At 62.4% G+C, this 23690-nt stretch carries 27 protein-coding genes, 1 tRNA gene and 1 pseudogene; 18 read left to right on the top strand and 11 right to left on the bottom strand.

Going from position 1 to position 23690, the window contains the following annotated elements; translation table 11 throughout:
• Position 1: 1 nt before the first annotated feature.
• The 5 genes and pseudogenes from E2A64_RS01130 to E2A64_RS01110 all read right to left on the bottom strand — a co-directional run.
• Positions 2 to 229 (bottom strand): annotated as a pseudogene (locus tag E2A64_RS01130) (ABC transporter permease); the annotation flags it as partial.
• A gap of 122 nt (positions 230 to 351) precedes the next feature.
• Positions 352 to 837: a hypothetical protein gene (locus E2A64_RS01125; protein ID WP_133282609.1), complete on the bottom strand. Its 486-nt coding sequence runs from the start codon at positions 835 to 837 to the stop codon at positions 352 to 354.
• A 142-nt stretch (positions 838 to 979) separates the two neighbouring features.
• The gene (locus E2A64_RS01120) at positions 980 to 1855 is read right to left on the bottom strand and encodes a LysR family transcriptional regulator (protein ID WP_133282608.1); all 876 of its coding nucleotides are present in this window, start codon (positions 1853 to 1855) and stop codon (positions 980 to 982) included.
• A 278-nt stretch (positions 1856 to 2133) separates the two neighbouring features.
• Positions 2134 to 2877, bottom strand: coding sequence for an SDR family oxidoreductase (locus tag E2A64_RS01115; RefSeq protein WP_133282607.1), 744 nt, complete (start codon positions 2875 to 2877; stop codon positions 2134 to 2136).
• A 28-nt stretch (positions 2878 to 2905) separates the two neighbouring features.
• Positions 2906 to 3307, bottom strand: coding sequence for a (R)-mandelonitrile lyase (locus tag E2A64_RS01110; protein WP_133282606.1), 402 nt, complete (start codon positions 3305 to 3307; stop codon positions 2906 to 2908).
• A gap of 102 nt (positions 3308 to 3409) precedes the next feature.
• Here E2A64_RS01110 and E2A64_RS01105 point away from each other — a divergent pair, with 102 nt between their 5' ends.
• The 3 genes from E2A64_RS01105 (at position 3410) to E2A64_RS17965 (ending at position 5574) form a co-directional block, all read left to right on the top strand.
• A complete protein-coding gene (locus tag E2A64_RS01105; protein WP_133282605.1) occupies positions 3410 to 4303 on the top strand; it encodes a LysR family transcriptional regulator in 894 nt (297 codons plus the stop codon).
• A 136-nt stretch (positions 4304 to 4439) separates the two neighbouring features.
• Positions 4440 to 5144 carry a hypothetical protein gene (locus E2A64_RS17970; RefSeq protein ID WP_206662410.1) on the top strand — a complete coding sequence of 235 codons (705 nt, stop codon included), beginning with the start codon at positions 4440 to 4442 and terminating at the stop codon, positions 5142 to 5144.
• A gap of 46 nt (positions 5145 to 5190) precedes the next feature.
• A complete protein-coding gene (locus tag E2A64_RS17965; protein WP_244598106.1) occupies positions 5191 to 5574 on the top strand; it encodes a DUF4268 domain-containing protein in 384 nt (127 codons plus the stop codon).
• 212 nt (positions 5575 to 5786) lie between these two features.
• Here the strand turns inward: E2A64_RS17965 and E2A64_RS01095 are convergent.
• Positions 5787 to 5861, bottom strand: a tRNA-Gly gene (locus E2A64_RS01095).
• A 283-nt stretch (positions 5862 to 6144) separates the two neighbouring features.
• Here E2A64_RS01095 and E2A64_RS01090 point away from each other — a divergent pair.
• The 5 genes from E2A64_RS01090 (at position 6145) to E2A64_RS01070 (ending at position 9443) form a co-directional block, all read left to right on the top strand.
• A complete protein-coding gene (locus E2A64_RS01090) occupies positions 6145 to 6678 on the top strand; it encodes a prolyl-tRNA synthetase associated domain-containing protein (RefSeq protein ID WP_133282604.1) in 534 nt (177 codons plus the stop codon).
• 78 nt (positions 6679 to 6756) lie between these two features.
• On the top strand, positions 6757 to 7758 hold the full coding sequence (gene trxA, locus E2A64_RS01085; RefSeq protein ID WP_133282603.1) for a thioredoxin: 1002 nt from the start codon (positions 6757 to 6759) through the stop codon (positions 7756 to 7758).
• An 87-nt stretch (positions 7759 to 7845) separates the two neighbouring features.
• Positions 7846 to 8523 carry an LON peptidase substrate-binding domain-containing protein gene (locus tag E2A64_RS01080; RefSeq protein ID WP_133284198.1) on the top strand — a complete coding sequence of 226 codons (678 nt, stop codon included), beginning with the start codon at positions 7846 to 7848 and terminating at the stop codon, positions 8521 to 8523.
• A gap of 29 nt (positions 8524 to 8552) precedes the next feature.
• Entirely contained in the window at positions 8553 to 8765 is a 213-nt protein-coding gene (locus tag E2A64_RS01075) for a Trm112 family protein (protein WP_133282602.1), read from the top strand.
• An 87-nt stretch (positions 8766 to 8852) separates the two neighbouring features.
• Positions 8853 to 9443: a TetR/AcrR family transcriptional regulator gene (locus E2A64_RS01070; RefSeq protein ID WP_133282601.1), complete on the top strand. Its 591-nt coding sequence runs from the start codon at positions 8853 to 8855 to the stop codon at positions 9441 to 9443.
• 12 nt (positions 9444 to 9455) lie between these two features.
• On the opposite strand, the gene E2A64_RS01065 is transcribed toward E2A64_RS01070, so the two are convergent.
• Positions 9456 to 10682: a ubiquinone biosynthesis hydroxylase gene (locus E2A64_RS01065; protein ID WP_133284197.1), complete on the bottom strand. Its 1227-nt coding sequence runs from the start codon at positions 10680 to 10682 to the stop codon at positions 9456 to 9458.
• 148 nt (positions 10683 to 10830) lie between these two features.
• Here E2A64_RS01065 and tesB point away from each other — a divergent pair, with 148 nt between their 5' ends.
• From tesB to E2A64_RS01020, 9 genes are all read left to right on the top strand, one after another.
• Complete coding sequence (gene tesB, locus E2A64_RS01060; RefSeq protein ID WP_133282600.1) at positions 10831 to 11703, top strand: acyl-CoA thioesterase II; 873 nt, start codon at positions 10831 to 10833, stop codon at positions 11701 to 11703.
• Positions 11704 to 11948: 245 nt separating this feature from the next.
• Positions 11949 to 12299 (top strand): P-II family nitrogen regulator, encoded by a 351-nt coding sequence (locus E2A64_RS01055; RefSeq protein WP_174235735.1) that lies wholly within the window; start codon positions 11949 to 11951, stop codon positions 12297 to 12299.
• Between the two features lie 17 nt (positions 12300 to 12316).
• The gene (locus E2A64_RS01050) at positions 12317 to 13651 is read left to right on the top strand and encodes an ammonium transporter (protein ID WP_133282599.1); all 1335 of its coding nucleotides are present in this window, start codon (positions 12317 to 12319) and stop codon (positions 13649 to 13651) included.
• Between the two features lie 386 nt (positions 13652 to 14037).
• Positions 14038 to 14376, top strand: coding sequence for a P-II family nitrogen regulator (locus tag E2A64_RS01045; RefSeq protein ID WP_133282598.1), 339 nt, complete (start codon positions 14038 to 14040; stop codon positions 14374 to 14376).
• A 17-nt stretch (positions 14377 to 14393) separates the two neighbouring features.
• The gene (locus tag E2A64_RS01040) at positions 14394 to 15737 is read left to right on the top strand and encodes an ammonium transporter (protein WP_133282597.1); all 1344 of its coding nucleotides are present in this window, start codon (positions 14394 to 14396) and stop codon (positions 15735 to 15737) included.
• A 213-nt stretch (positions 15738 to 15950) separates the two neighbouring features.
• Positions 15951 to 18605 (top strand): FtsK/SpoIIIE family DNA translocase, encoded by a 2655-nt coding sequence (locus E2A64_RS01035; RefSeq protein WP_133282596.1) that lies wholly within the window; start codon positions 15951 to 15953, stop codon positions 18603 to 18605.
• Between the two features lie 105 nt (positions 18606 to 18710).
• Positions 18711 to 19364: an outer membrane lipoprotein carrier protein LolA gene (locus tag E2A64_RS01030; protein WP_133282595.1), complete on the top strand. Its 654-nt coding sequence runs from the start codon at positions 18711 to 18713 to the stop codon at positions 19362 to 19364.
• Positions 19365 to 19434: 70 nt separating this feature from the next.
• Positions 19435 to 20259 carry an exodeoxyribonuclease III gene (locus tag E2A64_RS01025; RefSeq protein WP_133282594.1) on the top strand — a complete coding sequence of 275 codons (825 nt, stop codon included), beginning with the start codon at positions 19435 to 19437 and terminating at the stop codon, positions 20257 to 20259.
• 11 nt (positions 20260 to 20270) lie between these two features.
• Positions 20271 to 20657: an ester cyclase gene (locus E2A64_RS01020; RefSeq protein WP_133282593.1), complete on the top strand. Its 387-nt coding sequence runs from the start codon at positions 20271 to 20273 to the stop codon at positions 20655 to 20657.
• A 3-nt stretch (positions 20658 to 20660) separates the two neighbouring features.
• Here the strand turns inward: E2A64_RS01020 and E2A64_RS01015 are convergent, their stop codons facing one another.
• On the bottom strand, positions 20661 to 21140 hold the full coding sequence (locus tag E2A64_RS01015; protein ID WP_133282592.1) for a cyclic nucleotide-binding domain-containing protein: 480 nt from the start codon (positions 21138 to 21140) through the stop codon (positions 20661 to 20663).
• Positions 21141 to 21195: 55 nt separating this feature from the next.
• A complete protein-coding gene (locus E2A64_RS01010) occupies positions 21196 to 21879 on the bottom strand; it encodes a response regulator transcription factor (RefSeq protein WP_133282591.1) in 684 nt (227 codons plus the stop codon).
• A 221-nt stretch (positions 21880 to 22100) separates the two neighbouring features.
• Between E2A64_RS01010 and E2A64_RS01005 the strand changes: the two genes are divergently transcribed.
• Positions 22101 to 22556: a L,D-transpeptidase family protein gene (locus tag E2A64_RS01005; protein ID WP_133282590.1), complete on the top strand. Its 456-nt coding sequence runs from the start codon at positions 22101 to 22103 to the stop codon at positions 22554 to 22556.
• A 6-nt stretch (positions 22557 to 22562) separates the two neighbouring features.
• Here the strand turns inward: E2A64_RS01005 and E2A64_RS01000 are convergent, their stop codons facing one another.
• Positions 22563 to 23219 (bottom strand): class I SAM-dependent methyltransferase, encoded by a 657-nt coding sequence (locus E2A64_RS01000; RefSeq protein ID WP_133284195.1) that lies wholly within the window; start codon positions 23217 to 23219, stop codon positions 22563 to 22565.
• A 22-nt stretch (positions 23220 to 23241) separates the two neighbouring features.
• Complete coding sequence (locus tag E2A64_RS00995; protein ID WP_133282589.1) at positions 23242 to 23679, bottom strand: EVE domain-containing protein; 438 nt, start codon at positions 23677 to 23679, stop codon at positions 23242 to 23244.
• Positions 23680 to 23690 lie beyond the last annotated feature (11 nt).

The following is a 23690-nucleotide window of genomic DNA, read 5'->3' as shown; positions in this document are numbered from 1 at the left end:
CTCAGCCGGCCTGTTCGGCGCCGCCGGCCACGGAGTTCGCCATGCGCGACTGGCGCCTGCGCTCGCGGTAGCGGTTGAACTGGTTGTCGGCAAGGACGCCGACCAGGATGACGCTGCCCATGACCGCGAAATTGAGCGATGAGGGAATTCCCAGAAGATTGACGAGGTTCTGCAGCACCTGCAGCAGGATCACGCCCAGCACCACGCCGACGATCGAGCCCTCACCGCCGCACTACGAAATGGGCGAAATGGTCGCCGAACTGATCATCGACGCCGCCGGCGGCCTGGAAGCCGGCCCCCGCCAGATCAAGGTCGAATGCGAACTGGTGGAACGGGAATCGGTGTGAGGGGTTAAAAGCAAACGTTAAGTGTGCCGGTTTTCTTTACCGCTTCCGCCCAGTCGGGACCGAGGATTTCCCGCGCAGAAACGGCGTGTTTCGCTTCAGGCTCCTGCTCTTTGTACATCCGAATTGCGAAAGCCTGATCGTACCCGCCATAGACGATCGGCATGCCGGGCTGGTACGTCGTGGTTCCAAAATAGTGGCCGCCACTTATTGTCCCCGTTGTGGAATATGTGCCGGGGCCTTGAACGACCTGAACGTTGTTGGAATTTTGCGCCCCCACGATGATGTAGCGATCAAAGCCTGCCTTGATTGTCTCAACTGCAGCTTGTTTTTGAGCAATTTTTGCGGCGCCGCTGCCTCCACACATTGCTTCCGCGCTCGTATGGACAATCAGCGTATTTGCTGAAGTTCGAACAGTATTAGACGAAGTGCAGCCTGCTGCCAGCGTTGCTGCTATCGCCAAAGAAAACACGGAACTTGCTCTGAAATGCATGTCTCAAATACCCCCTGATGCAGAGGCGAGAACAAACATGAGCGTAGGCTGTGGTCAATTCCTTATGAAGGCTATCCTAAAGCGTGTCCCAAGTTATTGTTGCCAATCGTTGTACAACTGCGCTCTGCCCTCCAACTCCCCCTCACTCGCCCGCAAACACGCTCCTGATCGCCTTCACCGCCGTTTTCAGCGTGGCGTCGCGGGTGTTGCTGGAACGGGTGGCGAGGTCGAGCGGGTAGGCGGGCAGTTCCACCGGCGGGGAGAAGGTGACGAAGCCGCCGAGGGCCGCGATCGCCTGCGCCGCATGGGCGGGAAGAGTGGTCACCATGCCGGCCTCGAGAAGAAACGGCACGGCGGTGAGATGGGTGCCGACGGCCGCCACTTTGCGGGTCCGGCCCATTAACGCGAGGGCGGTGTCGACGATGTCCGTCAGTCCGCTCGCCGCGATCATCAGCTGCGGTCTGGCGCAGAAGGTCTCCAGGTCCATGTCGATCCGGGTATCGCCGGTGCCGCGCATCAGGCCGAGATAGCCTGAAGTGCCCAGCGAATGGCGCAACAGCCCGCGCGCGGTCAAGCCGCCCGAGCCGAGGGCAATGTCGATCCGGCGTTCGGCCAGAAGGTCGGCTGCGTTCGCGCCGTGGCACGGCCGCAGCACGGGCAGCATGTCGGGGCAATCGCGCCGCAGCCGTGTGACGATGGATGCGCCATAGGCCATCTCGATATCGCCGGACATGCCGATGAGGATATGGCTCCGGCCGGTTTCCACCGGCAGCGAGGCGCGAACCGCATCCATGGCGCGGCGAATGTCGGGGGCGAGCGCCAGCGCCCGCGGCGTCGGGGCCAGTCCCTTGCCGGTGCGTTCGAACAGGGGATCGTCATAGACCTTGCGCAGGCGCGCGAGCGAGGCGGATACGGCAGCCTGCGTCAGGTCGAGCCGGATCGCCGCCCGGGTGGCGCTTTCCTCTTCGAGCAGGATCTCGAAGACCCTGAGCAGGTTCAGATCGAGCGAGGTATCCATAAACGGCACTTATATCAAATGACCATGACATGTTTCGCATGCATGGTCGCGCCGTGCAATCAGGATCGACGGATAGCGGCGCGCCGGTCCCTGCTTCGATCATTTGCGCGCGGATCCGCCTTCAAGCGCAGACCAGGCGCGAACACCCGCGATCTGCCCGGAAACTGCCTGGAACCAGAGCGAAAAGGCGCGGGGGGAAGCCCGCGCCTTTTCCGTCACGCAGCGACGGGCGATCGCCCTGCATGGCTCACGCCGTGCGCGCAAGTACCGTCACCGCCTTACCAGGGCTGGCGCGCAGGACCGACGGTAAACTCGTTGACCGTGGTGTCTTCCGGCATGTCGAGCGCGAAGGCGACGACATCGGCAATCCGCTCCGGCGCGATCCCGTAGGCGTCATAAAGCTCTTTCATGCCCTCGGCGGCCTTTTCATCGGTAATGGTGCCCAGCAGTTCGGTATTGATCGCCGCCGGATAGATCGTGGCGGTGCGGATATTCGTCCCTTCCGCTGCGGATTCCATGCGCAGAACCTCCATGAAGTTGCGCACGAACCATTTGGTGCCGCCATAGACCGAGGCGCCCGGATAGGCCTTCAGTCCCGCGACAGAGGAGGTGGCAAGAATGTGCCCCGACTTCTGTTCGAGGAATTTGGGCATGACGGCTGCCACGCCGTGAAGCACGCCCTTGATGTTGACGTCGACCATCCGGTCCCACTCGTCGGTCTTGAGCGCCGAGACCGGGCTGCTCGGCATCAGGCCGGCATTGAGGAATATCGCGTCGACCCGCCCGAAGGCGTCGATGGCCGCCTCGACGATACGATGGTTGTCCCCGGCATTTGCCACGTCCAGAGCCGTCCAGACGGCCCGGCCGCCAGCCTGTTCGATCTCGCCGGCGAGATCCTTCAACCGGTCCTCGCGGCGGGCGCCGAGAACGAGCTTTGCGCCGTCCCTGGCCAGGCGTCTGGCTGTGGCTTCGCCGATGCCTGACGAGGCTCCGGTAATGATGATGACCTTGTCCTTGATCATGAAATTCGTTCCTTTCGGTATCGGTGCCTTATTCGGCGGCGGCGTATTGCGCGTCGGAGACCTTCTCCATCCAGTCGACGGTCTTGCCGTCGCCGACCTCCTGTATGGCGGTGTGCGTCATGGCGTGGTCGGGCGCGGCACCGTGCCAGTGCTTTTCACCGGGCGCGAACCAGACCACGTCTCCCATCCCGATTGTCTCGATCGGGCCGCCCCATCTTTGAACGCGGCCTTCGCCGGCGGTCACGATCAGCGTCTGGCCCAGCGGGTGGGTGTGCCAGGCGGTACGCGCACCGGGTTCAAAGCTGACGCTCGCACCCTGCACACGGTCCTTGTCAAAGGGGTTGAACAGCATTTCGACCTTGACCGACCCGGTAAACCAGTCGGCGGGGCCGTCATTCCTCGAACGTCGGGTGGCCCGTGAAATCTCCATTTTCGTTCCTTTCCGGCTTTTGCATTCGATCTCTATCTAGGCTTTGCGGAACTGTTCGATTAGACATGATAAATTGCATGCACTTTTGAATTGGCTTCATGAATGGCGCGGGACGAACTGAGTGAGCTGAGAACCTTCGTGCTGGTGGCGCGGGAGGAGAGCTTTACCCGAGCGGCCGCAAGGCTCGGCGTGTCCCCCTCCGCGGTCAGCCACACGGTACGCGCGCTCGAGGGGCGACTGGGGCTAAGGCTTCTGACCCGCACCACGCGCAGCGTGGCGATGACCGAGGCGGGGGAGCGCCTCTACGGTTCCGTCTCCGAACATCTCGCCCAGATCCAGGCGGAGATCGACGCGCTCAGCGAGCTTCGCGACAAGCCTGCCGGAACGATCAGGATCAACTCGTCGGTCCACGCGATGGAGACGGCCGTGAGGCCGCGCTTGCGGACGTTTCTCGCAGCCTATCCCGACATCAACGTCGAAGTGTCCGTCAATGACGGCTTTGTGGATATCGTCGGAGAGCATTTCGACGCCGGTATCCGGCTGGGAGAGGCGCTCGGCAAGGACATGATCGCCGTCCGCATCGGGCCGGACTGGCGATTTGTCGTGGTCGGTACGGCCGACTATTTCCGCCGCCGTTCAGTGCCCGGGCATCCGGGTGAATTGACTAGTCACCAATGTATCAATCTGCGTTTGGCCTCGTCAGGCGGCCTTTATGCGTGGGAGTTCGAAAAGGACGGTCGCGACATCGAGGTCAAGGTCGGCGGGCAGCTGGTTCTCGACAATATCGTTTCGGTGCTTCACGCCGCGCTCGACGGACTGGGCCTTGCCTTCGTTCCGGAAGATCTGGCGCAACCCCATATCGAATCCGGCCGGCTGATCGCGGCGCTGGAGGACTGGTGCCCGAAGATACAGGGCTATCACCTCTATTATCCGCATCGCCGCCTGGCTTCTCCCGCGTTTGCGCGGTTCGTCGAGGCAATGCGCTATCGCGCCTGATCGGGCGTTCCGCTTCCGGCAAGCCCTCCGCCACAGCCCAAACGCAAAAAAGCCCCGGTAAACCGAGGCCTTGTAAAGCGCAATTCGAAGTTATCCGCAAAGGGTCCGGCAGATTTGGGGGCTGTTGGACGCGGATGTGCTGAAACAAGATATGACGATTGCAATTATCGTGAACCATGAGAGCTTACAAGCTGCAAACAAATTTGGCTGTTTAAAATTCTGTGCAATCGTACTTGGCCTGGCCGAAAGGGGTGAAATGAGCGAATACAATTTGGGAAAGCTCGAAAAGATTGAGCTTCGCGATATTTGGACAAGTGAATCATCCCACTTTACGCCTTGGCTGGCAGGAGAAGAAAATCTTCTTACACTGGGTGAAACGCTCGGACTTGAGCTGGAGTTGGAGGCTCAGGAGCGCGCGGTGGGACCATTCCGAGCCGACATACTTTGCAAGGACATCGGTACAAATGCGTGGGTTCTAATTGAGAATCAGCTTGAGCGCACAGACCATACTCATCTCGGACAACTGCTGACGTATGCTTCTGGACTGGAAGCAGTCACGATCGTTTGGATTGCCGCGCGGTTTACCGAAGAGCATCGCTCGACCCTCGATTGGTTGAACAGGATAACTGACGAAACATTCCGATTTTTCGGCGTGGAAGTGGAGTTGTGGAAGATCGGCGAATCCCAGGCTGCGCCACGCTTCAACGTTGTGTCAAAACCGAATAATTGGAGCAAGCTCGTTACGAAAGCCGCACGAGCAATTGATGAGGCTGAGCTCTCTGATACCAAATCGCTCCAGTTAGCGTATTGGGGGGAAATTTGGTGGCGCACTAGTGGCTAAGGGCGGTCCATTGGCGAGAGAACGGAAGCCGCAACCCCAGTCTTGGATGTCATACCCAATCGGACGGAGTGGTTTTGGCGTCAACGCTGCGATGGTCAGGCCCAAAAGGCAGCTGCGTGCTGAGCTGTACATCTCAAATCCTGATGCAAAAGCTTTTTATCATCTCTTGAATAAGCAGAAATTGGCAATCGAGACTGAACTTGGTTATCTGCTTGATTGGGAAGAGTTGCCGGAAGGCAGAGACACGCGGATTTCGATTTCGCTTGGAAATTGTAATCCTGAGGACCGGAACGACTGGCCCCGCCAACATAATTGGCTAGGCGAGCGCCTTAACGAATTTCACGCAGTGTTTGCCCGCCGCGTGAAGCTCTTGGATCCAGATACATGGGTTCCCGATGTTTCACAGGGCGCCGAAGAGCGCGCTGTTTAAGCATCTCTTGTGAATCCGGAACATGGCGTTGTGAACTACAACGACACCGAAATTTCACGCAGCGTCAAGGCCGAAAACGTGTAGCCGGATGGTAACTCGAGCCCATGACAGACCCTGAGTGGCCTTCGAAACAACAGCCTTCGCCACGCCCCAAACGCAAAAAAAGCCCCGGTAAACCGAGGCCTTGTGCGTCTTTGTCTCTGAAGAGAATTTGGAGCGGGCGAAGGGATTCGAACCCTCGACCCCAACCTTGGCAAGGTTGTGCTCTACCCCTGAGCTACACCCGCTCATCGAACGATCTCCGAGGTAGGTGAGACCGTCGTTCCGGCGCCAGTGGCGTCCGGACGGGCGCTATATGGCGCAAGCCGGATGAGAATGCAACAGGGAATTTCAAATTCGTTGCAGGCAATTCCGGCTTCGGTCGGCACGGGTCGTGCGAGGCGGGACCATGGCGGTTGCATCCTCCCGCATTGCCACGCGTCGCCATGACGGCTAACAAGGCCGGCAACCAGCCAATTGCGGCCTTCATGCCCGGTTCGAGCCGGGTCGCGCATTCGGAGTTCGAGCCAGATGACCAGCGAAACCACGACCGAAATTCCACAAGCCCAGCCGCGCGAGCCGGAGGATCTCTTCGCTGTGCTCGACCAGCTTGGAATCGCGCACAGGACGCATTGGCATGAGCCGGTCTTCACCGTGGCCGAATCGCAATCGCTGCGCGACGAGATCGCCGGCGCGCATACCAAGAACCTCTTTCTCAAGGACAAGAAGGGGCAGTATTTTCTCGTCACGCTCGAGGAAGACGCAAATGTCGATCTCAAGCAGATCCACACCCTGATAGGCGGGTCGGGCCGGGTGTCATTCGGCAAGCCGGACGCGCTGATGGATCTTCTCGGCGTCATCCCGGGTTCGGTGACGGTGTTTGCAGCCCTCAACGATACGGACGGCAAGGTGAAGGTGGTTCTCGACGCGCCGCTGGCCGAAAGTGCGCTGATCAACGGCCATCCCTTGCGCAACAACGCCACCACCACGGTTTCGAGCGCCGACCTGATGAGCTTTCTTGCCCATACGGGTCACGAGCCGCTGGTGGTGAGGGTTTCCTCGTGAGGCCGGGCCTCGAATTTCCTTCTTGAAACCGGCGCCTGCCGCTACAATCTGGGCTGAAACGAAACGGATCCCACACATATGACCAATTCCGACAATCCCTTCGCCCCCGCTCCCGGCTCGCAGATGACCGGCACCGTCAATTTCGGCGGCCAGCAGGCGGCTCCCGCCGCTCCCTCAGTGGCGCCGCAGCAGGGGGGCGCGGGTCCGCTCGTCAGCGATACGACGACCGCGGATTTCTCGCGCGACGTCATCGAGGCCTCGCGCCGGCAGCCGGTGATCGTCGACTTCTGGGCGCCCTGGTGCGGTCCGTGCAAGCAGCTGACGCCGATCATCGAGAAGGTGGTCAACGAGGCCGGCGGTGAGGTCAAGCTCGTCAAGCTCAACATCGACGACCATCCGGCCATTCCCGGCCAGATGGGCGTGCAGTCCATTCCAGCCGTCGTCGCCTTCGTCGATGGCCGTCCGGTCGACGGGTTCATGGGGGCGCTGCCCGAAAGCGAAGTTCGCAATTTCGTCGCCAAGCTCGGCGGCCAGGCCGATCAGGGACCGGATCCGCGCATCGCGGCGGCGATGGAGAAGGCCGACGCCTCGCTCGCCGAAGGTCAGATCGAACAGGCCGCACAGCTTTATTCCGCCGTGCTGCAGGCCGACCAGTCCCATGCCGGAGCCATGGGCGGGCTCGCATCCGCGATGATTGCCGCCGACGCGCTCGACCAAGCCCAGCAGCTCATCGACCAGGCCCCCGAGGACATGCGCGCCAGGCCGGAGATGGCGTCCGCCATCAAGAAGCTCGAACTGGCCCGTGAGGTCGCCTCGCTCGGGAACCCGGCGGAACTGGAAGCGCGGATCGCGGCCGATGAACGCGATTTCGAAGCCCGGTTGCAGCTTGCCAAGATCCTTGCCGCAAGGGGTGAGCGCGAGCAGGCCGTCGAACAGGTCTTCGCCGTGATGCGCCTCGATCGTGGCTGGAACGACGACGCCGCGCGCAAGCAGCTGCTCGAATTCTTCGAGGCCTGGGGCCCCGCCGATCCGGTGACCGCATCCGCGCGGCGTCGGCTTTCGTCGATGCTGTTCTCGTAAGCCGCCTTCGCAGCGCGGCATTTCCGCCCCTTGAGCTTTGGGCTCAACGCTCCACTTGAGGGGTGAAAGGGAACGGAAAACGGAATGATCAAGGTCGGAAACACCGAATATGATGCGGCGTCGGATCTGCCGGGCGAAGTCCCGGTCTTTCCGCTGTCCGGCGCATTGCTGCTGCCGGGTGCCCAGCTGCCGCTCAACATTTTCGAACCGCGCTATATTTCCATGTTCGACGACTGCCTCGCCGGCTCCAGGCTGATCGGGGTGATCCAGCCGTCGCTGGAGCACGACCAGTCGGAGGAGCGCCCGGTCAGGGATCTCTGCACGGTGGGCTGCCTGGGCCGCATTCTCGGCTATGGCGAGACCGGCGATGGCCGCTACGTGCTGACGCTTGGCGGTGTGTGCCGGTTTCGCGTGACCAAGGAGGTTCTCGACCCCGAGCGCGCCTACCGGGTCTGCTCGATCGAGCCTGAAATGGCGGATCTGGCGAGGACCGATATGGGCGAGGAGGTGGACCGGGACGAGCTGCTCCGGAGCTTCCGCGCCTATCTCGACGCCAACGACCTGGAAGTCGACTGGAAGAGCGTCGAGAAGGCCAGCAACGCCACCCTTGTCAATTCGCTGTCGATGATGTCACCCTACGGTCCGGCCGAGAAACAGGCGCTGCTCGAGGCGCGCGACATCAAGGCCCGCGCCGATACGCTGATCGCCATCACCGAAATGGTGCTGGCGCAGAACGACGAGGACACGAGCTGGCGGCTGCAATAGCGCAAAGCAGCGCCAGGTGAAGGTGTGAGATGGACAGCGTTCGCAAGGAACATCCCGACACGAAGCTTCTCGAACTGCTGGTGTGCCCGCTCACCTACGCGCCGCTGACCTATGACGCCGAGAAGGGCGAGCTGATTTCCGAAAAGGCGCGGCTCGCCTTTCCGGTGCGCGACGGCATTCCGATCATGCTCGTCTCCGAGGCTCGCCAGCTGGAAGACAAGGCGCCCGGTTCCGCCGGGTGAAGCGTCTTCCCGGCATCTGGCCTTCCGCCCGCCTGATGAGATAATAAGTCAGTCGAACGACCAATTTTCCGGGGCGACGGGACCAGCATGGCCAAGAAGGGTGATGAACGACGGGAGGCCATCGCCGCAGCGGCGGCCGATCTGTTCTGGCGATGCAGCTTCGCCGGCAGCTCCATCGGCGACATCGCCAGGGCGGCCGGCGTGCCGCAAGGCAACATGTTCTACTACTACAAGACCAAAGCCGACATCGCGCTGGCGGTGGCCGACATCTTTCTCAGCGAGACCAGCGCGCTGGTGGCGGAAGCCGCCAATGTCTCCACCGAGGCAGAGGAGCGCTGCCGCTTTCTTCTGCGCCGGTTGCAGCAATCCAACCGCAGCCGCATGGAACGGGGCTGCCCGATTTCGCTCGCCGTGCGCGACTTCCGCGACGGCGCGCCGGACGCCTCGGCGCGCGCCGCCGAGAGTTTCACCCGGCTGATGGAGTTTCTTGCCGGCGAATTCGGGCGGTCGGGGCAGAGGCCCTCTCAGGCGCTTTCACACGCGCGTTCCCTGATCGCCGAGTGGCAGGGCGGCATCGCGCTGGCGCATGCCTTTTCCGACATGACCATCCTGGCCGAGAGCTTTCGGCGCATGGACGCCACGCTCGGTCGCGCCTTTTCCGGCAATCAGCCGGGCTGACCGGCACACTCCTCAGATGGCTTCGCCGCGCAGAAGCTTCGGCGCATCGGAGCTGGCAAGGCCTGCCGCCTGCTTGATGAAATAGGTCTTCAGGCCCGGCAGACGGTCGACGACCGAGAGACCGAAATCGCGAACCATGCGCAGCGGTGTGAAGTCGTTGGAGAACATGCGGGTCAACACGTCGCTGGTCACACCCATCTGGAAGGTGTCGAAACGGCGCCAGACCTGGTAGCGCTCGAGCACAGAATAGCTGCCGATATCGAGACCGAGACGTGCCGCCTCGACGATGGTTTCGGCAAGTGCCGCGACATCCCGGAAGCCCAGATTGAGGCCCTGGCCGGCGATCGGGTGAATGCCGTGGGCGGCGTCGCCGGCAAGCGCGAAGCGCGGCTTGACGAAATCATGGGCGAGCGTGAGCCCCAGCGGAAAGGCCTTGCGGGCGCCTTCGACGGTCAGCGCGCCGAGGTGATGGCCGAACCGTCGTTCCAGTTCGGCCTCGAAGACCAGATCGTCGCCGTTGACGATCCGCTCGGCATCTTCCGTCCGTTCGGTCCATACCAGCGAGGAGCGATTGTTCCTGAGCGGCAGGATGGCGAAAGGTCCCGAGGGCATGAAGTGCTCCTCGGCGCGGCCGTTATGCGGGCGCTCATGGGCGACGGTGGCCACGATGCCGGACTGGCCGTAATCCCACCGCGTGTGCTTGATGCCCGCGAGATCGCGGAGTTTCGAGCGCACGCCGTCGGCGGCGACAACGAGTTTCGCCGCGAAGGTCCGGCCATCCGCGGTGGTCACAATGCCCTTGTCCGGACCTATTTCGAGGCCGTCGGCGACGGCAGACTGGCAGATCTTGACGCCGAGCTCTTCCGCCTTTGCGCGCAACGGCCCAACCATGGCGACATTCGGAATCATGTGGGCGAAAGGCTCGCCGGGATTCACGTCGCCGCCGAAGGTCAGGAAGGTCGGACGGACGGGATCGGAGGTGCGTGAATCGGTGACGATCATGTCGCGGATCGGTTCGGCTTCAGGAACGATCTCGTCCCAAACGCCGAGCGTTGCCAGCATGCGCGTCGCCGCAGCGGCGATGGCCGACGAGCGCGGATCCTTCTTCCATACGCCTTCCGGGGCGGCATCGATAAGGGTGACCGATAGATCGGGTGCGGACGTCTTCACGGCCACCGCCACGCCAAGGCCGACATATCCGCCGCCGCAGATCAGGAGATCGCTGGTTTCCGTCGTCATCATGTTTCCTTCCCTGTCGACCCTGTATATTCAGTCGATATGGCGCTCTTCCGGTGCTTCGTCCACGGTGCGCGCCCGGTTCGTCCAATTGCTGCCGGTTGGTATATCCCAATGCGGGCCGCTGATACAGATTTGCAATGGAGCGATAATGTCGCGCACCAGGTTCAATTCCGCCGACGGTCTCGTCGAATATCTCGATCTGGAAAAACTCGAGGAGGACCTGTTCCGGGGCCAGAGCCCGCAGGTGGGCTGGCAGCGGGTTTTCGGCGGGCATGTGATCGGCCAGGCGCTGGTTGCGGCGCAAAGGACGGTCGGGTCGGATCGGGGGGTGCACTCGCTGCACGGCTATTTCATGCGGCCGGGCGATCCGTCCCAGCCGATCATCTACGAGGTCGAGCGCATTCGCGACGGATCGAGCTTTTCGACGCGCTGGGTGGTGGCGATCCAGCATGGCAAGGCGATCTTCTCGCTGCAGGCGTCCTTCCAGACGGATGAGGAGGGGCTCGAATATCAGGACAAGATGCCCGAGGTGGCCGCGCCGGAAGATCTTCCCGGTCCGGATGAGATCCGCTCGACCTTTCTCGAGGGCGCTCCCGAGCACATCATAAAATACTGGCGCACCGAGCGCCCGATCGAGGTGCGGCCAATCATGATGGAGCACTATTTCACCGACAAGTCGCTGCCCCCGGTCCAGCATGCCTGGGTCAGAACGCTCGGCCCAATTCCCGACGATCGCGTGGTCCAGGCCTCGGTGCTGGCCTATCTTTCCGACATGCTGCTTCTCGATACGTCGCTGTTCTTTCACGGGCGCAGCGTCTTCAGCAGGGACATCCAGGCGGCCAGTCTCGATCATGCGATGTGGTTCCATCGCCGCTTCGATTTCTCCGACTGGCTGCTCTACACGATGGATTCGCCATCGACATCGGGTGCCCGCGGCTTTTCGCGCGGCAGTCTCTATTCCCGCGACGGAAGGCTGATCGCCTCTGTCGCGCAGGAAGGCCTGATCCGGATGAAAAACTGACCTGCCCATTTCCCGGGCAGGGGTAAATTCGCCGATAATTTATGCACAAAAATTGTGCAAAGAAATGCGCTGCACTGCACACTATTGCAGCGCAAACGGCTGAATTGCGGCTTATTTCCGGCAAAAAACGCTGAATCCCCCCATTCCGCTCAACTGGCACGGCTCTTGTTTGAGAAGGGCAGGCAGGAGTGTGCGGCTGTGCGCGATCCTGTCAGGAGAGGCGGCACGGCCGCAGCTAAAAAAGGATGGGAAACCAGATGAAAATTGTGATGGCCATTATCAAGCCGTTCAAGCTCGATGAGGTGCGCGAAGCCCTCACGGCGATCGGCATCCAGGGCCTTACCGTCACGGAAGTCAAAGGCTACGGGCGGCAGAAGGGGCACACTGAAATCTATCGCGGCACCGAATATGCGGTGAGCTTCCTGCCGAAACTCAAAATCGAAATCGCAGTCGCCAGCTCGGCGGTGGAATCGGTCATTGATGCGGTCGCATCGGCCGCCAAGACCGGCCAGATCGGCGACGGCAAGATCTTTGTCTACTCCATCGACCAGGCCATGCGTATCCGCACTGGCGAAACCGACGCCGACGCGTTGTGATCACGGGGAATCGTTACATGACAACCAAGAAACACCTTCTCCGCGGCGCCCTGACGCTCGTCAGCGTCGCCGCCCTTTCGCTACCGGCGCTTGCCCAGGACGCAGCTCCCGAAGCTGCAGCCGCGCCGGCGGCCGTTTCCCCGGAAGTGGCCTATATCTTCAACACGCTCCTCTTCCTCATCGGCGGTTTCCTCGTCATGTGGATGGCAGCGGGCTTCGCCATGCTCGAAGCGGGCCTCGTGCGTTCGAAGAACGTCTCGATGCAGTCGCTCAAGAACATCGCCCTCTTCGCCGTGGCCGGCATCATGTACTGGCTCATCGGCTACAACCTGATGTACGGCAATGTCGATGGCGGCTATATCGGCACCTTCTCGCTGGGCTATCCGCTCGATGAAGTCGGCGGCGCCGCCCTCGACACCGGTTACTCGACGGCGTCCGACTGGTTCTTCCAGATGGTCTTCGTGGCAACCGCTGCCTCGATCGTCTCCGGCACGCTCGCCGAGCGTATCAAGCTCCTGCCGTTCATGCTCTTCGTGGTCGTTCTGACCGGCTTCATCTACCCGATCGCCGGTTCCTGGCAGTGGGGCGGCGGCTGGCTTTCCGAAATGGGCTTCTCCGACTTCGCCGGTTCGACGCTCGTTCACTCGGTCGGCGGCTGGGCCGCGCTCGCCGGTGCCATTCTTCTCGGCGCTCGCTCGGGCAAGTATGTCGACGGCAAGGTTCATCCGATGCCGGGTTCGTCGATCCCGCTCGCAACTCTCGGCACGTTCATCCTGTGGCTCGGCTGGTTCGGCTTCAACGGTGCATCGCAGCTCGCCATGGGCACCATTAGTGACGTCTCCGACGTGTCGCGCATCTTCGTCAACACCAACATGGCTGCTGCCGGCGGCGTCGTGACCGCGATGATCCTGCTTGCCATCATGTACAAGAAGGTCGACGTGACCATGGTTCTCAACGGCGCGCTTGCCGGCCTGGTCTCGATCACCGCGGAACCGCTGGCTCCGGCCATCTGGCAGGCCATCGTGATCGGCGCCATCGGCGCGGCGATCGTGGTCTTCACCGTTCCGCTTCTCGACAAGCTGAAGATTGACGACGTGGTCGGCGCAATCCCGGTCCACCTCTTTGCGGGTATCTGGGGCACCATCATCGTGGCATGGACCAATGCCGACGCTTCCTTCGTCACGCAGTTCATCGGCGTGATCGCCTATGGCGTCTTCACCCTGGTCTGCTCCTTCGTCGTCTGGGCGATCCTGAAGGCCACCGTCGGCATGCGGGTCTCGCTCGAGGATGAAATGATCGGTCTCGACAAGGCTGAAGTCGGCGTCGAGGCCTATCCGGAGTTCTCCCAGTAGTCGCCGGACCGCCAAACATACGGGCCGCCTTTCGAGGCGGCCCGCTCCCAGGGCAGGGAAAGGGCCTGGTCGCGGCGGCCGGGCCCTTTTCTTTGTCCGATTTCCACCGCCCTGTCCTTCCATGCCGGCGGAAGGCCATGCCCGGGTGGCACGACTCGCGATTGTGCAGGCTGCTCAATTAACGGGCATGTGGCGCAGCAAGTCGATCAAATATTATGCGGTTCTCCCGCCGTATCGCGCAGAAACAGCGCCTTCGGCCCGTTTCGCACGGGTTGATGGGGCTGCGGGCGAACTTGGCACGGCTCTTGATAGCAGTGGATGTGCGAGCCGGCATTTCGCCGACTAGGCGGGCGGCAAATGGCTGCCAACAGGAGGACGCTTCCATCATGAAACTCGTGACGGCAATCATCAAACCGTTCAAGCTCGACGAAGTCCGCGAGGCGCTGACCGCCGTCGGAATCCAGGGCCTGACCGTGACCGAGGTCAAGGGCTACGGCCGCCAGAAGGGCCATACCGAGATCTATCGCGGCACCGAATACTCCGTCAGCTTCCTGCCGAAACTGAAGATCGAGATCGCCGTTTCCGCGGCCTCCGTCGACAGTGTCATCGAAGCGGTCTCGGGCGCGGCCCAGACCGGCCAGATCGGCGACGGCAAGATCTTCGTTTCATCCATCGAGCGCGCACAGCGCATCCGCACCGGCGAGACCGACGCCGAGGCATTGTGACCAAGGGGAATACACACATGTCCGATAAATTCCATTCGCGGCCCTGGGCGGGGGCTGCAGCTCTCGCCGTCGCCGCACTCACCCCGATTGCCGCCTTCGCGCAGGATGCCGCGGAGGCAGCCGCTTCCGTGGTCGACAAGGGCGACACCGCCTGGATGATGGTTTCCACACTGCTCGTGCTGTTCATGATCATCCCGGGCCTCGCGCTGTTTTACGGCGGCCTGGTGCGCGCCAAGAACATGCTGTCGGTTCTCATGCAATGCACGCTGGTTGCCTCGGTGGTGATGATCATCTGGGTTCTGTGGGGCTATTCCTTCGCCTTCGGCGGCTCGACGTCACCCTATTGGGGCGGGATCGGAAAAGTGTTCCTTTCCGGGGTGAACATGGATTCGACGGTCGCGACCTTCACCGACGGCGTCGTCCTGCCGGAATATGTCTTCATCTGCTTCCAGATGACGTTCGCGGCGATCACGCCCGCGCTCATCGTCGGCGCCTTTGCGGAGCGGGCCAAGTTCACCGGTGTCGTCCTCTTCACCGTTCTTTGGGTCACCTTCGTCTATTTCCCGATCGCGCACATGGTGTGGGACGGTGCCGGCCTGATCTTCAACTGGGGCGCGATCGACTTTGCCGGCGGCACGGTGGTGCACATCAATGCCGGTATCGCCGGCCTCGTATGGGCCATCCTTCTGGGCAAGCGAATCGGTTACGGCCGTGACAACATGGCACCGCACTCGATGACGCTGACCATGGTCGGCGCCGCCATGCTCTGGGTCGGCTGGTTCGGCTTCAATGCCGGCTCCAACCTGGAAGCGACGGCCAATGCGACGCTGGCGATGATGAACACCTTCATCGCCACCGCCGCCGCCGTCGTCTCCTGGTCGATCGTCGAAGGGATGATCCGCGGCAAGGCCTCGGGTCTGGGTGCCGCCTCCGGCATGGTCGCGGGCCTGGTGGCCGTGACGCCGGCCTGCGGCACCTCCGGCCCGATCGGGGCGTTGTTCCTGGGTCTTGCCGTTTCGCCGATCTGCTACTTCTTCGTCTCCACGGTGAAGTCCAGGTTCGGCTATGACGACAGTCTCGACGTCTTCGGCGTCCATGGCGTGGGCGGGATCGTCGGCGCCGTCGGAACCGGCATCCTGCTCGCTCCGTCGCTCGGCGGCACCGGCGGCGAGGATTTCGTCATGGCCTCGCAGGTCTGGATCCAGATCAAGGCCGTGCTTCTCACCATCGTCTGGTCGGGCATCGGCTCTTTCGTGATCCTCTACATCACGAAGATCATCGTCGGCATCCGGGCCGCGGAAGAAGACGAGCGGGAGGGCCTCGACCTCGCCTCCCACGGGGAAAGCGCCTATCACTCCTGAGAGTGAAGGCCTTCTCAACCGACAGGCGGCCCGGGCAACCGGGCCGCTTTTTTATTGTTTGCGGCATGGGCGAGAACCTGCCCGCGCGCGGGCCCATGGTTAATGCCTAATTAACCGGGGGCGCGTTAGTCTCACGCCAGAAAGGCGGAATCCGTGCGCGGCTCCGCCCCAAAAGACGAGACAGTACGAGTTCGGCCGAAAGGGCGCCCGATCATGCAGCCAGGTTCCTCAGCTTACGCTTCCGATTCCCGCAGACGCGACGACTATCTGACCGCGCTGGTCCGGCGGCAGCTGCGTTATCTCGGCGGACTGGCGATCTTCATCGCGCTGGCGCTGGCGGCGGTGGCCCTGTCGACCTGGAACGTCAACGATCCGAGTTTCTCGAATGCCAACGGCGCGGTCCCGAGCAACGTGCTCGGCCATGCCGGTGCGAGCTTCTCCGACCTCATCATGCAGTTCTTCGGCCTCGGCGGCATTCTCGGCCTGGTGCCGGCGCTGTTCTGGGGTATCGGCCTGGTGCGCAACCGTCCCGTGGACCAGATGCCCAAGCGAGCGGCTGCATGGTTCGGGGCAGCCTGGCTGTCCTCCGCCTTCTTCGGTCTGATGCCTGTCAGTGAAGCCTGGCCGCTGCCCAACGGGCTTGGCGGGGTGCTCGGAGACATGGCACTGAAGTTGCCGGCCGCATTTACCGGCGGCTTTCCTTCCGGCCTTTTCGCCGTGATCCTCGGCTTGCTGCTGGTGGTCCCGGCGGGCTGGTGCTTCCTGTTTGGTTCGGGGCTGATCGGCCGTCACTATCCGGCGCCCGCAACGGCTGAAGATACGGACGAGGAAGACGAATACGAGGAAGATGGCGGCTTCCTGGCGCTCGGTGCCTTGACACATGCCTGGTACACCACCCGCGCCCGTCTGCGCCGCATGACCGGTCTCGGCCTCCTTGCCCGCCGTCACTCCCGTCCGGAAGATCCGCTCGATCTCAACGAAGACGGCTTCATCTCGCCGGTCGACAATGCCGATCGCTGGGCGGAACCGGTCGCCGTCAGCCGCCGCGCTCCGGTCGAGCGCCGCGAGCCCGGCTTCGATACCGGGATCGTACCCGAAGACGACGAGCCGCCTTTCGACATGGAGGATGACGGTCCGCTGCCCGAAGGTGTGCTGTCGGCCGATTTCGATCCGGAACCCGCACCCGCCCGCCAGACCCGCATCCATCAGCCGCCGGCTGCCGTCCAGCCGCAGACCCATGCGCCGGTCGCCCCGGCAGCTCCACGGGTGGTGGCCCAGGCCGAGCGTGTGCGACCGGGTTCGCGCGTCCAGCGCGAGGCGCAGACATCCTTCATCGAGGACAGCGACTTCACGCTGCCGTCCATGCATCTCCTGAACGAAGCCAAGAGCGTGGCCCGCGATCATACCTTGTCGCCCGAAGCGCTCGAACAGAATGCGCGCATGCTCGAAGGCGTGCTCGAGGATTTCGGCGTCAAGGGCGAGATCATCCATGTCCGTCCAGGCCCGGTCGTCACCCTCTACGAGCTCGAGCCGGCCCCCGGTATCAAGTCCTCCCGCGTTATCGGCCTTGCCGACGACATCGCCCGCTCAATGAGCGCCATCGCCGCGCGTGTGGCCGTGGTGCCGGGGCGCAACGCCATCGGTATCGAACTGCCGAACGAGAAGCGCGAAACCGTTTATCTGCGCGAACTGGTCGCCAGCCGCGATTTCGAGGCGTCCAAGGCCAAGCTCGCACTGACGCTCGGCAAGACGATCGGTGGCGAGGCGGTGATCGCCGATCTCGCCAAAATGCCCCACCTGCTCGTGGCCGGCACCACCGGTTCGGGTAAGTCGGTCGCCATCAACACCATGATCCTGTCGATCCTCTATCGCCTCGATCCGTCGAAGTGCCGGCTGATCATGATCGACCCGAAAATGCTCGAACTCTCCGTGTATGACGGCATTCCGCACCTGCTTTCGCCGGTCGTGACCGACCCGAAGAAGGCGGTCGTGGCGCTCAAATGGACCGTCCGCGAGATGGAAGAGCGCTACAAGAAGATGTCGAAGATCGGCGTGCGCAACATCGACGGGTTCAACAACCGCGTCGAGCAGGCGCTCGCCAAGGGCGAGCAGATCACCCGCACGGTGCAGACCGGCTTCGACCGCGAAACCGGCGAGGCGATCTACGAGACCGAGGAATTCGATCTCGAGCCGATGCCCTACATCGTCGTCATCATCGACGAGATGGCCGACCTGATGATGGTGGCAGGCAAGGATATCGAGGGCGCGGTCCAGCGTCTCGCACAGATGGCGCGCGCCGCCGGCATCCACGTCATCATGGCGACCCAGCGTCCCTCGGTCGACGTCATCACCGGTACCATCAAGGCCAACTTCCCGACCCGCATCTCCTTCCAGGTGACATCGAAGATCGACAGCCGCACGATCCTCGGCGAGCAGGGCGCGGAGCAGCTTCTCGGCATGGGCGACATGCTCTACATGCCGGGCGGCGGCCGTATCCAGCGTGTTCACGGCCCCTTCGTGTCCGACAAGGAGGTCGAGGACGTCGTCAACTACCTCAAGACCCAGGGCGTGCCGGAATATCTCGACGCCATCACCGAGGATGACGACGAGGAAGGCGGCCCGGGCGGCGGCGGCGACGGTGCGACCAGTTTCGAAGACTCCGACGACCCCTATGATCAGGCTGTCGCGGTCGTGCTACGTGACGGAAAGGCATCGACGTCCTATATCCAGCGAAGACTCGGCATCGGTTACAACCGTGCGGCTTCGCTGATCGAGCGGATGGAAGAGGAGGGTGTCATCGGCCCCGCCAACCATGCCGGCAAACGCGAGATCCTGGTTCCGACCGAATCCGACATCGATCCGCGCTAGCGCGCCCTTGCGCCGGCACGCACAGAGCCCGACGGACAGCTGCCCGCCGGGCCAAACTTACGCCTCACTTGCCCGGCAGGGAGGGGTGAAAAGGAGAATGCCGAGATGAAACCGACTTTTTCACGCCTGACTTCGGCAAACCGCCGCGGCTTCATGCTCGGCGCCGCTGCGTCGCTCATGCTTGTTCCGTTCTCGTCGGTTCCGGCCGACGCGCAGAACTCCGCTGCCGCCCAGCGGATCGCCAACCACTTTTCCTCGGTCAAGTCGATGGCCGGCGAGTTCGTTCAGTTCGGGCCGAAGGGCGAGCAGACCGGCGGAAAATTCTTCCTCAGCCGCCCCGGCAAGCTGCGCTTCAACTACGAGGCGCCCGCGTCGATCTACGTGATCTCGGACGGCAAGTCGGTGGCGGTGAGAAACGAAAAGCTCAAGACCTGGGAGATGTATCCGCTCTCCTCGACGCCGTTGAAGCTGCTTCTGTCCAACCAGATCGACCTCAGCCAGCAGATGGTCAAGGATGTGAAGGAAGACCCGGACCTGATCACCATCGTGCTGGGTGACAAGAGCGTCTTCGGCAATTCCACCATCTCGATGATGTTCGACCCGAAGAGCTACGAGCTCAAGCAATGGACGATCCGCGATGCCCAGGGCAAGGATACGTCCGTGATGATCTACAATGTGCAGACCGGCGTGAACTTCGACAACTCGGCTTTCACGATCCCTTACAACGAGGCCCGGCCGGGCGGCACGATGCGCAATTAGTTTTCAAGGGCGGGCTTGAACCGGGACCGCCTATCAAGCAAAAAGGCCCCCTCTCGTCGGGGGCTTTTTCATGTCGTTTTCACTGACCACCTGGAACATCAATTCCGTCCGCCTGCGCATGCCGCTGGTGCAGGATTTCCTGAAGGCGAAAGGGCCGGATGTGCTCTGCCTGCAGGAGACCAAATGCGAAAACGATTCCTTCCCGATGGCCGCCTTCCGGAAAGCCGGCTACGAGCATGCCGCCATCCACGGCCAGAAGGGCTATCACGGCGTCGCAATCCTCTCGAAACTGCCGCTTTCGATGATCGACCGCCGCGACTACTGCAACATGGGTGACAGCCGCCATGTCTCGGCGATCGTGGAGCCGGAAAAGGGCCGCAGGATCCGGGTTCACAATTTCTATGTCCCGGCAGGGGGCGACGAGCCGGATCCCGAGATCAATCCGAAATTCGCGCACAAGCTGAAATTCCTCGACGAGATGCGCCTGCTCCACGCCGAGGCGGAGCGACATGCCGGTGTGTCGACCATTCTTGTCGGCGATCTCAATATCGCGCCGCTCGAGACGGATGTCTGGTCGCACAAGCAGCTTCTCAAGGTCGTCAGCCATACGCCGATCGAGACCGAGACGCTTCTCGACATCCAGTCGTCCGGCGCCTGGGTCGATCTGATGCGCGAGTTCATTCCGCCATCGGAAAAGATCTACACCTGGTGGAGCTACCGCGCGAAAGACTGGAAGGCAGCCAATCGCGGCCGCCGTCTCGACCATATCTGGTCGTCCGCCGATCTCGCGCCGGCGCTCGCCTCGATCGAGGTGCTGGGTGCTGCGCGCGGCTGGGAGCGGCCATCGGACCATGTTCCGGTGACGGCCGCCTTCCAGTTGCGGACCGCGCAATAGGGAGAAGGGATATGGACCGGCAGATGCTCGCCGCAGCCTATCGCGGCTATATCGATTGCCTGAACCGGCAGGACTGGGACAATCTCGGCCTGTTCGTCCATGAGGATGCTCATCACAATGGCGTCCGTGTCGGGCTAAATGGGTATCGCGCGATGCTGGAAGGCGACTTCCGGGCGATCCCGGACCTGTCGTTCAATATCGCGCTTCTCGTCTGCGAGCCGCCCCATGTGGCCAGCCGGCTGTGCTTCGACTGCACGCCCGTGGGCAGTCTCTTCGACCTGGCCGTCGACGGCCGGCGTGTCCGGTTCGACGAGAATGTCTTCTACGAATATCGCGATGGGCGGATTTACGACGTCCGGTCGATTATCGACAAGGCTGCCATCGCCGCGCAGCTCTGAGGCCTATTTGGCGTCGTCGTCGCCGTCGTCTTCGAAGCGCGGCGCCATTTCCTTGAGATTCCGGCTCAGCTGATTGAGGTTCTCGGTAATGCGTTCGCGCACGATATCGGCAATCTCGGGATATTCCTCGAGCATGCGATGAAACAGCGGACGGTTGATCCGCATGACTTCGACATCGCTTTCGGCGGTTGCGGTCATCGAGCGCCTGATCGGCGAGATCAGCGCCAGTTCGCCGAGCAGCGTACCCGGACCGACATCCACGAGCGCGCGGTCGGTGCCGTCACGGGTCTTCTGGCTGAGAGAGACAGTGCCTTCGGCAATCACGAAGGCCGCATCGGCAGGCGCATCCTCGCGAAAGAGGACCTGACCGGACTGGAACCGCCGACGTTCTGCGCCGAAGGCGATCAGGCGCAGCTTTTCATCGCCAATTGAACGCAAAAGCTCGACCTGCGAGAGCAGGGCCATGTCATCCAGCAATGCCAAGCGATTTTCTCCGTGGTCGTATTTTTATTATTTCACGATCGCCGCATATATCTATTTACGGGACTATTTTATAGCCCCCGCTTTCGGTGACAAGAATTTCCGCGTTGGCGGGATCGGATTCGATCTTCTGGCGCAGCCGGTAGACGTGAGTTTCAAGCGTGTGGGTGGTGACGCCCGAATTGTAGCCCCAGACCTCCTCCAGGAGCGTATCGCGGGTCACGACCTTCTGGTCGGCGCGATAGAGATAGCGGATGATGGCCGTTTCCTTCTCGGTCAGGCGTATCTTGCCACCCTTCTCGTCGAGAAGCAGTTTCTGGCTCGGCTTGAAGGTGTAGGGGCCGACGGTGAAGGTGGCATCCTCGCTCTGCTCATGCTGGCGCAACTGCGCGCGGATGCGCGCAAGCAGCACGGCAAAGCGAAACGGCTTGGTGACGTAGTCGTTGGCGCCGGCCTCGAGGCCGAGAATGGTATCGGAATCGGTGTCATGGCCGGTCAGCATGATGATCGGCGCCTTGAAGCCGCCCTTGCGCAACAGCTTCACCGTCTCGCGACCGTCCATGTCGGGAAGGCCCACATCCATGATCAGGATGTCGATCTGGTTGTTCCGCGCGGTCTGGATGCCCTTGGCGGCACTCGATTCCTCGAGGATGGAGAACTCTTCATAGAGCGACAATTGCTCGACGAGCGTTTCCCGAAGATCGTCGTCATCATCAACAATCAGGATGGTGCGCGCTGTCATGCAGTCCTCCAGACAGAAATTCGCGGGATGCGCCGGATAGCCCCATGATTAGGCAGTTTCGGGGCAGGCGCAAAGTGCTAAATACGGACGGTGGATAACATGCAAGGCACAAGCCCGTGAATGGCGCGTCAGAATTGCCCGTGAAATCAACGATACGGCCCGTGATCTCGGTTCGGCCTTCGCCGCTTGATCCGCGGCGGGCGCATCTGCGATTCGGCACCATGACCATCGATGCCGCACTCGGGCGCGGTGCGATCAGCGCCTTCAAACGGGAAGGCGATGGCGCCACGCCGCTCGGCGATCTGGAGGTCGTCGCGGGGTTCCGGAGAGGCGGCAGCCTCACCCATGCGCCCTCCGCCGTCCCGCTGCGCCGTGTCGGCAAGGCGGATGGCTGGTGCGACGCCCCCGCCCACGCCGCCTATAACCGGCCGGTCCGGTTGCCTTTCCCCGCAAGCCACGAGACGCTTCTGCGGTCGGACCGGCTCTATGATTTCGTGCTGGTGCTGGACTGGAACATCCGCTCGCGGCGTCGCGGCAGGGGCAGCGCCATCTTCCTGCATGTGGCGCGGCCCGGATATCAGCCGACGGAAGGCTGTATCGCGCTCGAGCGCCGCGACATGATCCGGCTGCTGCCGTATCTGCGCAAGGGTACGGTGTTTCGGGTCAGCCGGGGTTGAAGACGCTCAGTCGGGAACACATTCGAGCACGGCGGTGCGCTTGACCTCGCTGTCCTCCAGCACCCGGGTCACGGGGACCGAATAGACCGCCCGCTCGATAAAGCCGGTCTTCGGGCGGTAGGCGCGGCCGGGATCACCGACGAGAACGCGGGTGCCATTGCGGGCCAGGCTTTCGAACCAGGGCGCGATCATGCCGGTCATCTCCGCATCGTAGAAGACGTCGCCGGCAAGCACGACATCCCAGGAACCTTCGGTGCCGACGACGTTGCGGCCGGAGACCGAGATCGTGCCGCCGACCTCGTTGACGGCGGCATTCAGCCCGGTCGCCGCGATCGCCCAGGGATCGATGTCGACCGCCTCGACGTGTTTCGCGCCGGCCTTCGCCGCGGCGATGGCGACGAGGCCGGAACCGCATGCGAAGTCCAGGACCGACTTGCCGCTCACAAGATCCGGGTGAGCGAGAATATGGCGCGCGAGCCCCTGACCACCCGCCCAGGCAAAGGCCCAGAAGGGCGGCGGCAGTCCTATCTCGCCCAGTTCCTCCTCGGTCCTGTGCCAGAGGTCATGGGCTTCGTCGGCGAGATGAAGGTAAATCTCCGGCACATGCGGTGGCGCCGAGATCGACGTGTTCATGCGGATGAAATCGGCCGGCGCGGTCTTCATCTCCGACAGACCCGGACCGGTGTCACGCGCCGGAGCGCGGCGGGTTGTCGAGGCCACCCATGCGGCAGACTTCGAGATACTCGTCCTCGGTCACCGGCTGCACCGAGAGCCGCATGGAGGTAACGAGCGACATGTTTTCGAGCTTCGGGTTGGCCTTGACGTCCTTGAGCGTGACTGGCTTCGGCATGTCGGTCACCGCCTTGATGTCGACGCACTCCCAGCGCTCGTCATCGGTGGTGCTGTCGGGATGGGCGAGCTTGCAGACCTCGACGATGCCGACGACCTCCAGCCCCTCGTTGGAGTGGTAGAAGAAGCCCTTGTCGCCGAGTTTCATGGCCCGCATGTTGTTGCGCGCCTGGTAATTGCGCACACCGTCCCACTGCTCGCCTTTTTCGCCTCTGGCCTTCTGCATGTCCCAGGACCATTTGAAAGGTTCGGATTTGAACAGCCAGTAGGCCATGGGGAACTCCA

Source organism: Pseudohoeflea suaedae (assembly GCF_004354915.1).
In the GTDB taxonomy this organism is placed as follows: domain Bacteria; phylum Pseudomonadota; class Alphaproteobacteria; order Rhizobiales; family Rhizobiaceae; genus Pseudohoeflea; species Pseudohoeflea suaedae.
This window is presented reverse-complemented; position numbering and strand designations above follow the sequence as displayed.

Bases quoted from the DNA above. Each gene is read 5' to 3' on its own strand.
- E2A64_RS01125 (WP_133282609.1), bottom strand. From the start codon at position 837: ATGCATTTCAGAGCAAGTTCCGTGTTTTCTTTGGCGATAGCAGCAACG.
- E2A64_RS01120 (WP_133282608.1), bottom strand. From the start codon at position 1,855: ATGGATACCTCGCTCGATCTGAACCTGCTCAGGGTCTTCGAGATCCTG.
- E2A64_RS01115 (WP_133282607.1), bottom strand. From the start codon at position 2,877: ATGATCAAGGACAAGGTCATCATCATTACCGGAGCCTCGTCAGGCATC.
- E2A64_RS01110 (WP_133282606.1), bottom strand. From the start codon at position 3,307: ATGGAGATTTCACGGGCCACCCGACGTTCGAGGAATGACGGCCCCGCC.
- E2A64_RS01105 (WP_133282605.1), top strand. From the start codon at position 3,410: ATGGCGCGGGACGAACTGAGTGAGCTGAGAACCTTCGTGCTGGTGGCG.
- E2A64_RS17965 (WP_244598106.1), top strand. From the start codon at position 5,191: ATGTCATACCCAATCGGACGGAGTGGTTTTGGCGTCAACGCTGCGATG.
- E2A64_RS01090 (WP_133282604.1), top strand. From the start codon at position 6,145: ATGACCAGCGAAACCACGACCGAAATTCCACAAGCCCAGCCGCGCGAG.
- trxA (WP_133282603.1), top strand. From the start codon at position 6,757: ATGACCAATTCCGACAATCCCTTCGCCCCCGCTCCCGGCTCGCAGATG.
- E2A64_RS01075 (WP_133282602.1), top strand. From the start codon at position 8,553: ATGGACAGCGTTCGCAAGGAACATCCCGACACGAAGCTTCTCGAACTG.
- E2A64_RS01070 (WP_133282601.1), top strand. From the start codon at position 8,853: ATGGCCAAGAAGGGTGATGAACGACGGGAGGCCATCGCCGCAGCGGCG.
- E2A64_RS01065 (WP_133284197.1), bottom strand. From the start codon at position 10,682: ATGACGACGGAAACCAGCGATCTCCTGATCTGCGGCGGCGGATATGTC.
- tesB (WP_133282600.1), top strand. From the start codon at position 10,831: ATGTCGCGCACCAGGTTCAATTCCGCCGACGGTCTCGTCGAATATCTC.
- E2A64_RS01055 (WP_174235735.1), top strand. From the start codon at position 11,949: ATGGGAAACCAGATGAAAATTGTGATGGCCATTATCAAGCCGTTCAAG.
- E2A64_RS01050 (WP_133282599.1), top strand. From the start codon at position 12,317: ATGACAACCAAGAAACACCTTCTCCGCGGCGCCCTGACGCTCGTCAGC.
- E2A64_RS01045 (WP_133282598.1), top strand. From the start codon at position 14,038: ATGAAACTCGTGACGGCAATCATCAAACCGTTCAAGCTCGACGAAGTC.
- E2A64_RS01040 (WP_133282597.1), top strand. From the start codon at position 14,394: ATGTCCGATAAATTCCATTCGCGGCCCTGGGCGGGGGCTGCAGCTCTC.
- E2A64_RS01035 (WP_133282596.1), top strand. From the start codon at position 15,951: ATGCAGCCAGGTTCCTCAGCTTACGCTTCCGATTCCCGCAGACGCGAC.
- E2A64_RS01030 (WP_133282595.1), top strand. From the start codon at position 18,711: ATGAAACCGACTTTTTCACGCCTGACTTCGGCAAACCGCCGCGGCTTC.
- E2A64_RS01025 (WP_133282594.1), top strand. From the start codon at position 19,435: ATGTCGTTTTCACTGACCACCTGGAACATCAATTCCGTCCGCCTGCGC.
- E2A64_RS01020 (WP_133282593.1), top strand. From the start codon at position 20,271: ATGGACCGGCAGATGCTCGCCGCAGCCTATCGCGGCTATATCGATTGC.
- E2A64_RS01010 (WP_133282591.1), bottom strand. From the start codon at position 21,879: ATGACAGCGCGCACCATCCTGATTGTTGATGATGACGACGATCTTCGG.
- E2A64_RS01005 (WP_133282590.1), top strand. From the start codon at position 22,101: ATGACCATCGATGCCGCACTCGGGCGCGGTGCGATCAGCGCCTTCAAA.
- E2A64_RS01000 (WP_133284195.1), bottom strand. From the start codon at position 23,219: ATGAAGACCGCGCCGGCCGATTTCATCCGCATGAACACGTCGATCTCG.
- E2A64_RS00995 (WP_133282589.1), bottom strand. From the start codon at position 23,679: ATGGCCTACTGGCTGTTCAAATCCGAACCTTTCAAATGGTCCTGGGAC.